This window comes from Pseudomonas sp. (assembly GCF_033723075.1).
Classification (GTDB): Bacteria; Pseudomonadota; Gammaproteobacteria; order Pseudomonadales; family Pseudomonadaceae; genus Aquipseudomonas.
Window position 1 is genome coordinate 17,911 of the sequence record NZ_JAWVXU010000017.1, and the last position, 13,206, is coordinate 31,116.

10 protein-coding genes and 1 riboswitch are annotated in these 13,206 nt (G+C 59.2%); of the genes, 5 read left to right on the forward strand and 5 right to left on the reverse strand.

From position 1 onward, the window contains the following. Nucleotides 1-9: 9 nt before the first annotated feature. The 5 genes from R3355_RS18760 to R3355_RS18780 all read right to left on the reverse strand — a co-directional run bounded on the left by R3355_RS18760 (nt 10) and on the right by R3355_RS18780 (nt 4,117). Nucleotides 10-879, reverse strand: coding sequence for a molecular chaperone (locus tag R3355_RS18760; RefSeq protein ID WP_318962585.1), 870 nt, complete (start codon nt 877-879; stop codon nt 10-12). 85 nt (nt 880-964) lie between these two features. Beyond that, nucleotides 965-1,435: a DUF4402 domain-containing protein gene (locus R3355_RS18765; RefSeq protein WP_318962587.1), complete on the reverse strand. Its 471-nt coding sequence runs from the start codon at nt 1,433-1,435 to the stop codon at nt 965-967. Nucleotides 1,436-1,556: 121 nt separating this feature from the next. Further along, nucleotides 1,557-2,111, reverse strand: coding sequence for a DUF4402 domain-containing protein (locus R3355_RS18770; RefSeq protein WP_318962589.1), 555 nt, complete (start codon nt 2,109-2,111; stop codon nt 1,557-1,559). 140 nt (nt 2,112-2,251) lie between these two features. Beyond that, nucleotides 2,252-2,339, reverse strand: a riboswitch (cyclic di-GMP riboswitch). A 314-nt stretch (nt 2,340-2,653) separates the two neighbouring features. Beyond that, entirely contained in the window at nt 2,654-3,232 is a 579-nt protein-coding gene (locus R3355_RS18775; RefSeq protein ID WP_318962591.1) for a plasmid pRiA4b ORF-3 family protein, read from the reverse strand. Nucleotides 3,233-3,241: 9 nt separating this feature from the next. After that, nucleotides 3,242-4,117, reverse strand: coding sequence for a helix-turn-helix transcriptional regulator (locus R3355_RS18780; RefSeq protein ID WP_318962593.1), 876 nt, complete (start codon nt 4,115-4,117; stop codon nt 3,242-3,244). 139 nt (nt 4,118-4,256) lie between these two features. Between R3355_RS18780 and R3355_RS18785 the strand changes: the two genes are divergently transcribed. From R3355_RS18785 to R3355_RS18805, 5 genes are all read left to right on the forward strand, one after another. Next, nucleotides 4,257-4,925: an OB-fold protein gene (locus tag R3355_RS18785; protein WP_318962595.1), complete on the forward strand. Its 669-nt coding sequence runs from the start codon at nt 4,257-4,259 to the stop codon at nt 4,923-4,925. A gap of 231 nt (nt 4,926-5,156) precedes the next feature. After that, nucleotides 5,157-7,127 carry a class I SAM-dependent DNA methyltransferase gene (locus R3355_RS18790; RefSeq protein ID WP_318962596.1) on the forward strand — a complete coding sequence of 657 codons (1,971 nt, stop codon included), beginning with the start codon at nt 5,157-5,159 and terminating at the stop codon, nt 7,125-7,127. Continuing rightward, complete coding sequence (locus R3355_RS18795; RefSeq protein ID WP_318962597.1) at nt 7,117-8,520, forward strand: restriction endonuclease subunit S; 1,404 nt, start codon at nt 7,117-7,119, stop codon at nt 8,518-8,520. Before R3355_RS18790 ends, R3355_RS18795 begins: the two co-directional genes overlap by 11 nt. Next, nucleotides 8,517-11,894 carry an AAA family ATPase gene (locus R3355_RS18800; RefSeq protein WP_318962598.1) on the forward strand — a complete coding sequence of 1,126 codons (3,378 nt, stop codon included), beginning with the start codon at nt 8,517-8,519 and terminating at the stop codon, nt 11,892-11,894. Before R3355_RS18795 ends, R3355_RS18800 begins: the two co-directional genes overlap by 4 nt. Further along, complete coding sequence (locus R3355_RS18805) at nt 11,891-13,186, forward strand: McrC family protein (protein ID WP_318962599.1); 1,296 nt, start codon at nt 11,891-11,893, stop codon at nt 13,184-13,186. The genes R3355_RS18800 and R3355_RS18805 overlap by 4 nt, the downstream gene beginning before the upstream one ends. Nucleotides 13,187-13,206: the final 20 nt, after the last annotated feature.

Sequence of the window (13,206 nt, forward strand, 5' to 3'; positions counted from 1 at the left end):
CGGCACGCGTCAGGGAAGCTGGAGAACCGCCTCGGCCAGCAGTGCGCCACCGTCCTCCGCCTGTTCCCGGTAGCTGACCCGCAACGCGCCGTCGGTTAAGCGCTGGTCATTCGGCCGTTGCAGCGCAATGCTCGCTCGCCGCATGAGGTTTGGGCTATAGACCGCAACGCCATTGGCCCGCGCGATGACCTGCTCGGCACCGCGTGCTGGGATCAAGCTGACGGTCAGGTCGCCGTAAACGGACTGGCTGCCGCTGCGCTCCATCTGCAGCGCCAGAGTCGGCGCTTTGCCAGATGGTTGCTGAAGGTCGAGATGGGTCAGCGACACGCTGGCGTCGGTGTTGCCATGACGCACGATCACCGGGATAGAGATGCCGACCAGGGTGGTCAGCTTGATGCCGATCTCATTCTTGGCGGCGGGATCGCGGTCTTCGATGCTGGTGCTGCCGCGGGCTTCGGGTTGTTGCGCGAACAGCAGGTGCGAACGGTACTCGCCGGTCGCCAGGTTGGCAGGCTTGCGTACCATGATCCGCACCGCTTGCCCGGTCCCTGGCTCAAGCGTGACCTGGCGCGGCGAGTAGCGCAGCAGGTCGTCGGCGAATTGTTCGCCGGGCAACGGCGTATCGATCTCGCTGAAGGCGCCCGTTTCGCTCATGCGCCGGTTCACCAGGGAAATGCGATAAGTCGCTCGCTCGCTGCCATTGTTGATCAGTTCAAGCTGGGCCGCGCGCTGGTTGCCGGCAAAGACAATGCGGGTCGGGTACAGCATCAGTTCGGCCCCTGCATGGCTTGCGGGCAGCAAAAACAGCAGGGCGCTCAGGGTGAGACGGTGGAGAAGGTTCTCCGCTCTGGTGTTTCGCGGCGAGGTTTCAGGGGGCATGGCTAAATCCTTTTATGGCTTTGTTCGGCGTACTGGACGGGACTGGGCGCGCTGTTGGTGACGCCGGCGTGCTGCTCGCGATTGCTCAGTTGTAGTCAACGGTCACGTTGAAGCTACCAGAGTATTCCCCGGGAGACTGGCCACTGGCGACATTCAGTGTCCCACCGACCGACAGGCTCTGGGAGCCGCCCGCACTCAGTTGCCCGGCGGCCCCGGAAGGAGAGCTGACAAAGTCATTGATGAGCATATCGCCGCCCGGACCCGACAGCTTCACGAAGTCGTTACCCGGCAGTTGAATCGTATAGGTCGCATTGGCATCGCCGCTAACCGTGAACTGTGCGGCTGCGCCGGCGCTTGAAGGTATCAGCAGCACACTGCCACTGGCGCTGCGCGCGCCGCTGGTGCCGACCGTGACGGAACCGCCAGTGCCGGCCACGAAGCTGCCGAACGACAATTCCTGGTTGTTCTGGATCGCCATCTCCAGCGCCCAGCTGGCGGGCGCCGCCAGGGCGGCGAGGGCAGCGCCGGCCAGGAGTTTCGGCAAATACGGCTTCATCGCGGCGCTCCTGGTTATGGCATCGGTGCGGAGGCGATGTCGCTAGCGCCGGTACTGCCAGTGGCGCTACGCGGAAAAGGGGTTGCCGGACCAGGGCCCGGCTCTATAGGCCAGCGGATGGTTAGTTGTATTCGACCGTTGCCGTCACTATGCCTTCATAGACTCCTACAACCTGAGCCGCGTCCACCGTCAGCACACCACCCAGGTATATGGATTGCGCGCCTGCGGTCAGCGTGCCACTTGTCACTTCGCCACTGATTGCACCGGCGGCGGTAAGCTCACTTATTCTGGTTAACGCCATGGTCTCCGCACCCACTCCGGTCGTGTTGGTCAGCTGGGTAACACCGGACCATGCGATGCTGTAGGTCGAGGTACCCTCGCCGGTAACGTCGAATCTGGCCGCGCTTGGGGTGGCACCGGCGGTCGACAGGATAGTGCCGGATGCCGTCCGGGCACTGCTGGTGGAAACGGTGACAGTGCCGCCAGCGCCGGGGGCGAAGCTGCCGAAGACCAGCTCCACCGGCGTTGTGATCCCAATCGGGGTGATTACGGTGGCGGTCGCCGTGGTTGACGATGCAGCGGCAAAGCCGTTGGATGCCCCGAAAGCGCCAAGGGCGACGACCGAAGCCAGCGCGGCACGGCGAAAGTTATTGCGGGAAAAAATAACTGCGTTCATGTTGAATATCCCCTGTAAGCCCTGTCGCAGGCGTGCTCGCCGTTGACAATCACTTGAGCTGATACCGATCAGGGAGGATCCGATAACACAACGATGTGAGTTGAGTACGGAGAACCCGTACCCGGGAAACCACATGAAATGCCGGCGGTCCCGCTGTCATGGGGTTTTACACCCGTTAGACCGGTGACTTTGCGTCCCCACCTTTCGACGGGTTTGCCTTTGCGTACGGCTTCAACGTAGGCGACGGGGTGTTTTATAGCAAGCAAAGTATTTTTTTATTGTCAATCCCGGAAAGTGCTATATGGGACACAAAATTAGTATTCGCCCGGCCAGCAAAGTGCTGTACCAAAACCTTACGCACGAAAAGCTTACAGATCGCCGAACCGTGGCCGATTAACTTAGTGTGAATCACCACCTTCAACTGCGCGATGAGGTTTGCCATGCTGATGATGAGTTCGCTGACTGACGTAGTCGTTTTCCTAGCCCTGTTACCCGTGTTTGCCGGGCTGGCTCGTTTGGCTTATGGGGGTGAGCAATAAGGCTCACCCCCACAGGTTATTGCAGATGCGCTGCACCGACGCGTTCGCCGCGCGGTGGTCGAACAGCTCGGCATCGAAGCTACCGCCCACCCATTCCAGTGCGGCCCGTCCATCCTCGTCGAGAGGGCGCTGGCTGATTGATTCGAGAAAGCCCTGATAGCCAGGCACGCCGCCGATATCCTCGGGCGGGCAGGCGCGGGCGCCGGCTAGTACCTCGCACCAGGTGCCCTCGACTTCCGCCGGCTCGACTGCTTCCACGGCGATCACGTGCTGCCAGCGATCGCCGAAGTCGTATAGGTAACGCAGTCGGTCAGCCTGTTTGAGCAGGCGCCGCAGCTTGTGCTTGCGATCATCCAGTACGCCAGGTTCAGGAAAGTCGAGGTCGGGCGGCATAAAACGCTGCTCGCCCAGGCTGAATTCATGCAGATGGCAGCTGCTCCAGCCCATGGCCGCCTGGATGAAGTGGTGCAGCTTGCGCAACGTGCAGTCGCCACTGACGCGGATGCGCCGCCAGATCGGCGGATCCAGCTGTAGGGGTTCCAGTTGGATGTGCAGGGTGATGAGCACCGGGTTAGTCGCCATCATTGTTCCTTACTGATAGAGCCATTGCTTTAGGTCATCCAGGTTCGACACCACGATCTGTTGCGCGGTGGCTTTCGCGTGAACCTTGTTGGGATCGATCTGGTAGCGCTGCAGCACGTACTGCACCAGGGCGCCGTGGGTGTCGATCACCAGTTGGCCATCCAGCATGCCGTAGTCGCTCTCGATGATGGCCTGTTGTTCCGGCTTGAGGCGCGAGTCGGCTTCGATGATCACCTGTACGGCGGTATTCCAGCCATCATCGCCGTCGCGGCCGTGCTCGGAGTCGTCTGCCATCAAATCCGGAGTCCCTCGGAAGCGGCTCAGCACGAAGTCCCGATACTCGCGATTGCGCTCACAGTAGGCGCGCACGTGCCAGCGCATGCCGGTGTAGACCAGCGTGTGCGGTGCGATCAGGCGCGTCTCGCCGTTCGGCGTGCTGAAGGACACATAGTCACATTCCAGACGCAGGCCTTCACGGCAGGCTTTCAGCAGTGGCCTGAGGACTTCGGGACGTATTGAACGATCCGGCACCTGCAACACCTCAGTGTGTGCGTAAGCCAGGGCCAGCCCCTCAATATAGTGCGCGCGTTCATGGTTCTGGTTCAGCAGGTGCAGATAGGCGCTGGCGCTGTCATCGATGAACAGCGGGGCGAACTGCGCGTTGGGGACGTAGCCCTTGATTCGCTTGTCGTACACCAGGTTTTCAGGCGCATGTTGATTGATGTAGGTGTTGATGTCCTTGGATGCCTGCTGCCGGCTAATGCCGAAACTCTGCATCAGGTGGCCGGTGGTCAGCCGTCCTTCCCACCAGGCTACCGTCTCTATCAGGCGGTAGCGCAGAGCCAGATCCCAGCGGACAGATTCGATCGATTGTGCGCGTTTCATTGCCCCTCCATCTGCTTGAAAACTTTACCTGTTCAGGTAAACACTCTAGATATGTCTAGCGATGCTACATATCTTGAATTCCGCAAACAAGCCGGATTGATCCCGGTCGGGTGCGCAATTCAGCTCAAGGAGTAGCAACATGGCATTGATCGATTGTGGCGAATGCGGGCGTATGGCGAGTGATCAGGCCGCGGCTTGTCCGCACTGTGGGGCGCCCGTCGCGCCAAGCCCGGTAAGCCCGCAGTTGGCTTACGCTGACCTTGCAGTTGCGCAGCGTTCGGTAGGTTTCTGGCTGGGACTGGGCATCTTTCTGCTGCCGATGATATTTGCCTGGTTGCTGTTGAGGCAGGGGCACAGCACACACAGTCGCTTCATTGGTGTTGCCTGGCTGCTCTTTACCCTCGTCGCTGTTCTTGGGCAACAAGGCAAAGACCTGGCGCCATCCACCGCAGCGCCGAATCAACCGACACAGGTTGTTCAACAGGCGCAGCCACTGCCTGAGTACAGTGCCCAGCAAATAGCGGCTGACTACGAGCGCAACAGCGTTGCTGCCGATCAACGCTACAAGGGCCAGCGCTTCAAGGTCAGCGGCGTGGTGGCCTCGATCAATACCAGTCTGTTCGGCAATCCCTATGTCACGCTACGCGGCGGGGTCAATCAGTTCATGGAGCCGCAGTTCGAGCTAGACAGTGCTCATCGCAACTACGCCGCCGGTCTTCAGCAGGGCATGCGTATCAGCCTGGCCTGCAGAGGGCGTGGCGATGTAGCCAAAACGCCAATGTCAGACGAGTGCGTGCCGGTTAACTGACCCGAACGGCAAAATACATCGGCATTGCTTTACCCATGCCCGGCCAGTGGATAAGGTGACGAGCATCACAGCACTGCAGGCCGCGGTATTCCAGGGACGGCTCTGCGCCTGTACTTACCGCTTGGTAAGCGCCCGTCGCAATGCTTCCCTCGGTTTCCAGCAAGCCAATGTCGCCATCTTCGTTTGAGTATCTGCGTGCCTGCCGTATGTGGGCCGCATGAGGAGTTATGCATGAGTGATCCGGCCCTGTTATCTCAGGCCCTGCTCGCGGCCGTACCTGCTGCCGGCAGTATCGGCAATCAGTCGTTGCTGGAGCGCTTGCGCGGCCAGTTTCCGCAGTTGAGCGAGGATCAGTTCTGGACGGCGCGTGACGCGCTGATCGACGCCGGCGAGCTCGCCAAGGGCCGCGGGCGCGGCGGTGCGGTCAAACGCATCCAGGCCGAGGAGGGCGTCAGCCTGAGCCTGGCGCAGCAGACCCTGAACAAAGCCCGCGAGCGCTTTGAGCCGGCCAGTGTGGCCGAAGCTTCCGGCACTTACCTGGCCGAGGCCGTGGCCGTCGTGCGCAGCCCGGCCAAGCAACAGGCCAGCAGCACCCTGCAAGACCTGGAGAAAACCCTCTGGGCCACCGCCGATAAAATGCGCGCTAACATGGACGCCGCCGAGTACAAGCACATCGTGCTCGGGCTGATCTTCCTCAAGTACATCTCCGACAGCTTCGCCGGCCGGCGTACCGAGCTGGAACGCAAGCTCCGCGACGAGCACGACGACTACTACCTGGGCAGCAATGACCCAGAGCTGATCAATGCCGAGCTGGAAGACCGCGACTACTACAAAGAGGTCAACGTGTTCTGGGTGCCGGCCGTGGCCCGTTGGGAATCCTTGCGCGCCGCCGCCAAACAGGTGGATATCGGCAAACGCATCGACGACGCCCTGAGCGCCATCGAAGCGGAAAACCCGCGGCTGAAGAACATCCTCGACAAACGCTACGCCCGCGCCCAATTGCCCGACGGCAAGCTCGGCGAGCTGGTGGATCTGATTTCCACCATCGGTTTCGGCGCGGACGCCAACAAGGCCCGCGACCTGCTCGGCCAGGTCTACGAATACTTCCTCGGTCAGTTCGCCAGCGCCGAAGGCAAGAAGGGCGGGCAGTTCTACACGCCGGCCAGTATCGTCAAAACCCTGGTGGCGGTGCTCAACCCGCACCACGGCAAGGTCTATGACCCCTGCTGCGGCTCGGGCGGTATGTTCGTGCAGTCCGAGAAGTTCATCGAAGCCCACGGCGGCAAGCTCGGCGATGTGAGCATCTACGGTCAGGAGTCCAACCCCACCACCTGGCGCCTGGCGGCGATGAACCTGGCGATTCGCGGTATCGACTTCAACCTGGGCAAAGAGCCGGCCGACAGCTTTATCCGCAACCAGCACAGCGATCTGCGCGCCGACTTCGTGTTGGCCAATCCGCCGTTCAATATCAGCGACTGGTGGCACGGCAGCCTGGAAGGCGACCCGCGCTGGGTCTACGGCAATCCGCCGCAGGGCAATGCCAATTACGCATGGTTGCAACACATGCTCTACCACCTCAAGCCCAACGGCCGTGCCGGCATCGTGCTGGCCAACGGTTCCATGAGCTCCAGCCAGAACAGCGAAGGCGATATCCGTCGCGCCATGGTCGAGGCCGATGTGGTGGAAGTGATGGTGGCGCTGCCCGGCCAACTGTTCTTTAACACCCAGATTCCCGCCTGCCTGTGGTTCCTCAGCAAAGACAAATCGCTCCCCTCTACCTCTGGGAGAGGTGCCGGGGGTGAGGGGCGCTCGCGCAAAGGCGAAGTGCTGTTTATCGATGCGCGCAAGCTCGGCAGCAACGTCAGCCGCGTACAGATCGAACTGACTGATGCTGATATCGAGCGTATCGCCCAGACCGTCGCCAACTGGCGCGGTGAGCCATTGGATGTGGGCGGTGAGATTGCCGAGTACCAGGATATTGCCGGCTTCTGCCGCAGCGTCAAACTTAGCGAAATCGCCGAGCACGGCCATGTGCTGACCCCGGGGCGCTATGTCGGTGCCGAAGCGGTGGAAGACGACGACGAAGCCTTTGCCGACAAGATGCAGAAACTCACCGCCCAGCTCGGCGAACAAATGACCAAGGGCGCGGAACTCGATCAGTTGATCCGGCAGAAGCTGGGAGGGCTGGGGTATGAGTGCTGAGTGGCAAATTGCGCGCATTGAAGATATTGCTGCAAAGCGACCTAGCGCTATGGCCACAGGCCCCTTCGGCTCAAGTATCAGTGCTAAATACTTTCAAAAAGAAGGTGTCCCGGTAATTCGGGGCTCCAATTTGAGCCCAGACATTCAGACCAAGTTGGATGATTCGGGCTTGGTATTCGTTTCGGATGAAAAGGCACGTGAGTTTGACCGTTGCTTGGTTGGAAAAGGGGACCTTGTTTTTACCTGTTGGGGCACGATCAATCAGGTAGGTTTGATTGACAGAGATGCAGCCTATGAGAGCTACATCATCTCCAATAAACAAATGAAGCTTACTGTGGATGAGCAATACGTAGATCCACGCTTCATCTACTACGTTTTTTCAGGACCTGAAAAGCAAGCAGAGATTATTGACAATGGAATTGGTAGTTCAGTGCCTGGATTCAATCTAGGGCAGTTGCGTAAGCACAAGGTGCTTCTACCCTCCCTGCGCGAGCAAAGGGCTATAGCTGATACGCTCGATCTATTCACCAACCGTATCACCCTGTTACGCGAAACCAACGCCACCCTGGAAGCCATCGCCCAGGCGCTGTTCAAATCCTGGTTCGTTGATTTCGACCCCGTGCGCGCCAAGGCCGAAGGCCGCCAACCGGAAGGCGCTATGCAGGGAAGTACGAGTGCAGCTGAACGCAAGATGCCGAAAGCGGCCCTGGCCCCCGCCACCGCAGCCCTGTTCCCCGATAGCTTTGAAGAGTCCGAACTGGGCTTGGTGCCGAAGGGCTGGAAAGTAATGCCATTCCTTGATGTTTGTGATCTTCAAGGTGGTGCGCAGCCCCCAGCCTCAACGTTTGTTGATGAGCCACGCGATGGGTATGTGCGTCTTTTGCAAATACGAGACTTTTCCACTGATGCTCATAAAACCTACATCCCTGATACTCAAAAGCTAAAAAAAGTAACGGAAGACGATGTTCTTATTGGACGCTATGGTTCTGCTAGTGGTGATAAGGCCAAGGACTCACTCGGGCGAGTATGTCGAGGGTTAAGCGGGTCTTACAATGTGGCTTTGATGAAGTTATGCCCCATCAAGGTTGGTAGAGAGTTTGCGTTTCAACTAGTTAGCGATCCCTCTTTCTATGGTTATTTGCAGGGGGTTAGCTCAAAGGCTGTTCAGTCTGGTTTTTCTAAAGGTGAGCTGGGTCAGTACAAGGTTGCGGTTCCTCCTCGTGAGCTTGTTGAAATTTACGAACAGTTTGGTGGCTCCGTATGGGCACGTGTTAAGTCGAATCGGCAGCAAGCCCAAACCCTCACTCAGCTCCGCGACACCCTCTTGCCCCGCCTGATCTCCGGCCAACTACGCCTGCCGGAAACTGAGGTATTGCTAGAGGAGGCGGTATGACCCTCAGTACCAATGGCAACTTCGCCCGGCTGATCAGCCATCTGCAGGAGCAGGGTGCAGCCGCACACCAGCGCACTCAAGACACGCAGGAATACCACGACTTTCTCGCGGCCTATCCGCTTGAGCGGCTGAACCAACTGACACTGGACGAATACTGCGTCGGCAAGGGTGAAGGCGCGTCGTTCTGCTGGTGGATCGAGCGTGGCTTGGTGCCGGTGCTAGGTCGCTATATGCCGGGAACCGCGAAGGGGCACATCCTGTATTTTCAGGCCGATGGCAGCCTGTACAAGAACCGCCGGTTGGCTGACCTCAGCGATGAGGAGGCACTGCGCTACACCCTGAAGATCCAAAGCACCATTGCGGCTGCAGACCCTGCCGATATGCTGTGGGTGGATGACGACAAGGATATCTACCGCCGCACCGGGGTGGAGCCGCGTGTCACGGTTGCACCGGGTCGCAAGCTGCGTCTGTTGGCCTGCTATCACCCAGCGCACACACTGCCGATTTCCTCCAGCGATCATCTGGGGCACTACCTGCAGGTGCTGGGTTGCCCCGAAGAGCTCATCCCTCCCGCCAATCATCCGGTGGCGCGCATGCTCAAGTTGCGCGAGTACTATCTGCTGGCTAGCGAGTCCGTCCCCGGTCTAAGCCCTTATGGATTCATGCGCGGGCTGTACAGCGATGAGCTTGGGTTCCGGCCGGCCAAGCCCGAGTCCGAGCAGGATGCACAGCCGGGTGAACCGAGCTATTTGCTCACCTGGAACCCTGAGCATGTCAACCTCGGTGGGGACGCCGGGGTGGCGCTAGGTGAGGAGGTGGACTGGAGCTGCCATTCCAAGCAGCCGCAGCCGGGCGATGTGGTCTATCTGGCGCGGCTGGGCCAGGATCCTCGTGGCATCGTTGCGCGAGGGGTGGTGACCCAAGGGGCGCATGATGCACCCGACTGGAAAGATACGAACCAAACGCGCAACTACATACGTTTTCGCATTGATGAGCATCGGCCCGACTGTGCACGCGGGCTGCTGCCGATGCTGCTGCTCAATAAGGCCTTGCCCAGGCAGCGCTGGAATCCGCAGAGTTCCGGTATTGAAATCCCTCCTGCCACCGCCGCTCGTTTGGAGTTGCTCTGGCAGACGGGAGAGGGGCAGCACAGCCTGAAGCAGTACGTGGCTTGGAGCTCGGTGGATCGTAAGGAGTCGCACCCCGGCTGGCTGAAGCGTTATCAAGAGCTTGTCGATCTGGCCAGTGCCTTGCGCGGCGGCCAGGCCCCACTGGATCTGCCGGCGCTAGAGCGCTTGTGGCTGGACCGTGACAACGGGGTGTCGAGCTTGCGGCAGGGGGTCTTTTCGCGCAAAGAGCTGATTGCGCAACAGGCCGCAGTCATGGAAATCACACAAAGCATCATGGCCGCGCCTACGGAGCAGACGCATGCGCAGGTCATGCGGGATTGGCATCTGGCGGTCGAGAACGAGCAGTTCAGCGCCAACCGGCCGGCGATGGTCAATCGCGTGTTTGCCGCATTTGCGCCTGAGCGGTTCACCTCCGTGCTCAAACCCGATGATTGTCAACGACTCTTGCAGGGCTTGCGGGAGCAGTTTCAGCTGCAAGTGCCCAGTGATCGGCAGAGTTGGTGTGGGTTGAACGAGCAGATCATGGCTTGCATGAGCCAGGCCGGGCTGGATACAGATGCCGTGCTGCCAAACAACATTGCCATGTGGCAATTGCTGGAGGCGCTGCAGGGTGTGAAAGGCGAAGAGCCGGACGAGATGTCAGAGGGAGATGCCCTGATGGCCGACAAGAACATTCCGCTGAACCAGATTCTTTTCGGGCCGCCCGGAACGGGCAAGACCTACGCCACTATCGAGGCGGCGCTGGAGATTCTTGATCCAGAGGCATTGCTGGGCGAGCGTGCCGAGCGCAAGGTGCGCTTCGATGAGCTGACGCGCGAGGGGCGTGTACGATTTGTCACCTTCCACCAGAGCTTCAGTTACGAGGACTTTGTCGAAGGTCTTCGAGCAGAGCCCGCTCCTGCGGATGCAGAAGGTGCTTCGTCAGGTGTTCAGTATCGGGTTGAGGCGGGCGTTTTCCTGCGCTTGTGCAGGGAGGCTGTGCGTAATCGTGCTTTCGAGCAGCGAGTCGGCGTGCGCGACGACGCAAAGATCTGGAAGATATCGATTGAGGAGGCCAGCAGCACTGGCCTGACGCGCAAGTACTGTTTCGAGCACGGGGAGGCCCGCATCGGCTGGTCTGGCGTAGGTGATATCCGTAAGGCAAACCTCTCGGACCCATCTCTCAAGCTCGGTACCAATGATCAAAGTTCTCTGGCTAATTTCGGTTTGAATGTTGAGCCAGGCGATGTAGTGGTATGTCTGTCCACAACCCGTGAGATCAGTGCTGTTGGTGTTGTAACAGGTGAGTACGAATACAGTCCGACGGTGCCAGTGGGAGTGCGAAAGGACTACGTTCATCGTCTACCGGTGCATTGGTTGGCTACTGGGCTGAATTTCGATATCACCGGCCTGAATCAGGGCGTCAAGCTTACGCTGAAAACGATGTATGAGCTTTGGCGCATCAGTTGGCCGGCACTGCAAAGCGTATTGCTTCGCGAAGGTATCGCCTTGGCTGGTGAGTTCGTTCAGCCAGAGGAAGCTGCAAATCAGCCTTATGTCCTCATCATCGACGAGATCAACCGCGGCAATGTTTCGCGCATCCTCGGCGAGCTGATCACCCTGATTGAGCCGTCCAAGCGAGCTGGGGCCAAAGAGGCGCTGTCTGTGGTGCTGCCGTACTCCAAGCAGCGCTTCAGCGTACCGGACAATATCTATTTGATTGGTACCATGAACACCGCAGACCGGTCGCTGGCGGGTTTGGACATTGCCTTGCGCCGGCGTTTTGTATTCCACGAGATGCCACCACGGCCTGAGCTGCTGGATGACGTGCAGGTGCAGGGGCTGAACATTGGTCAACTGTTGCGGGTGATGAACCAGCGCATCGAAGTGCTGCTGGATCGCGACCATTGCCTGGGGCATGCCTACTTTATGCCGCTTAACGCTGAGCCGAGCCTGGAGCGCCTAGAGTCGATCTTCCGCAATCAGATTTTGCCGCTGTTGCAGGAGTACTTCTTCGAGGATTGGCAGCGCATTCAATGGGTGCTCAATGACCATCGCAAGCTTGCTGCCAATCGCTTTGTCGAGCAGGACAAGCAAGAGCTCAGCTTGCTGTTCGGTAGCATCAGCGTGCCGGCACAAGGTGCTGTTTGGCGAATCAAGGATTCGGCGTTTAAGCGGATCTCCGCGTATGCGGGTGTGATCGCGGTGAACGCTGAGGCTGAAGCCGAGGCGCCAGCAGAGGCGCTTGAGGAACTGGGCGCTTGAGCGTGCTTGTCACAGTTCGTGAATACGCCAGGCTGACGACGGCTGTCGTCGCGCCCGGCAATCTAGACTGTGCGCAGATTTCCGTAAGCGCCTTCGATTGGCTGTGTGAGCTGAGCGCCAGCTTCTATCGAGGCGGCGCGACCTTGTTGCAGGTGGAAGGGCGGCGCTCGCTGAAATGGGACAGCTATGTCGGCGTGCTGGAAACGCCCTGCGGTACGCGCCTGGAAATTTTGCCCAAGCATTTTGAGCAAGGCGATTGCGTCAAACAGAGCCGGGCATTGCTGCGCAAGCTTATCCAGGCAGCTCTGTCGCTCAAGCCCCGGCAGGTTTCAGTAACAGGCTTGGAGTTGTTCGATGCACCTCTCACCGAGTGGGTCATGGCGCAGTTCCTCAATGAGCTGGATCACCTGGTCAAGCGCGGTATTCGCTTTGACTATCAACGCATCGAGGAAGAGCAGCGCTTCCTGCGCGGCCAGCTCAATGTCGTGGCACAGATGCGCCAGCCGCCTGGGCGGCAGCATCACTTCCAGATTCGCCATGATGTGTTTCTGCCTGACCGGGCCGAGAACCGCTTGCTTAAGTTGGCGTTGGAGCAGGTGGCTAACGCCACTCAGGATGCCGCGAACTGGCGATTGGCTAACGAGTTGCGCTCCATTCTGGCCGAGATACCCGCTAGCCGACAGGTGCAAGCAGACCTTCGAGCCTGGAGCCGTGATCGGCTCATGGCCCACTACCAAGCGATCAAACCGTGGTGTGAGCTAATCCTGAATCAACAAATGCCGATTGCCGTGACGGGTGAGTGGCAGGGCATGAGTCTGCTGTTCCCCATGGAAAAGCTGTTCGAACGCTATGTCGGGGATTGGTTGCGCCGCAATCTGCAAGCGAGTGCCACACTTGCAGCACCTGCAAGAAGTCAGCCTCTCTGCCAGCATATGAACAAGCCAATTTTCCAGCTGGAGCCTGACTTCCTGGTGCGGCAGGGCGATGCATCGTTTGTATTGGATACCAAGTGGAAGCGTTTGGATGAGCTGGACCGCCAGAGCAAATACGGCCTCAGTCAGAGCGATTTCTACCAGTTGTTTGCATACGGTCAGAAGTATCTGGGCGGGAAGGGTGAGATGGTGCTGATCTACCCACGTAGGGCGAAGTTCAAACAGGCTTTACCACTGTTCCAGTTCAGCGATCAATTACGGCTGTGGGTGTTGCCTTTTGATTTGGATGAAGAACGCCTCTATGGCGTGGAGCTCTTGGGATTGCCTCTGAGCAAAGATACCTTGCGTCAGGCAAGTTAAGGGCGTCTGACGTTTTGCCA

What these genes read in the sequence shown, in the direction of transcription:
- R3355_RS18795 (WP_318962597.1), top strand. Translation starts at nt 7,117, where the DNA reads ATGAGTGCTGAGTGGCAAATTGCGCGCATTGAAGATATTGCTGCAAAG.
- R3355_RS18765 (WP_318962587.1), bottom strand. Translation starts at nt 1,435, where the DNA reads ATGAAGCCGTATTTGCCGAAACTCCTGGCCGGCGCTGCCCTCGCCGCC.
- R3355_RS18785 (WP_318962595.1), top strand. Translation starts at nt 4,257, where the DNA reads ATGGCATTGATCGATTGTGGCGAATGCGGGCGTATGGCGAGTGATCAG.
- R3355_RS18800 (WP_318962598.1), top strand. Translation starts at nt 8,517, where the DNA reads ATGACCCTCAGTACCAATGGCAACTTCGCCCGGCTGATCAGCCATCTG.
- R3355_RS18780 (WP_318962593.1), bottom strand. Translation starts at nt 4,117, where the DNA reads ATGAAACGCGCACAATCGATCGAATCTGTCCGCTGGGATCTGGCTCTG.
- R3355_RS18775 (WP_318962591.1), bottom strand. Translation starts at nt 3,232, where the DNA reads ATGGCGACTAACCCGGTGCTCATCACCCTGCACATCCAACTGGAACCC.
- R3355_RS18770 (WP_318962589.1), bottom strand. Translation starts at nt 2,111, where the DNA reads ATGAACGCAGTTATTTTTTCCCGCAATAACTTTCGCCGTGCCGCGCTG.
- R3355_RS18760 (WP_318962585.1), bottom strand. Translation starts at nt 879, where the DNA reads ATGCCCCCTGAAACCTCGCCGCGAAACACCAGAGCGGAGAACCTTCTC.
- R3355_RS18790 (WP_318962596.1), top strand. Translation starts at nt 5,157, where the DNA reads ATGAGTGATCCGGCCCTGTTATCTCAGGCCCTGCTCGCGGCCGTACCT.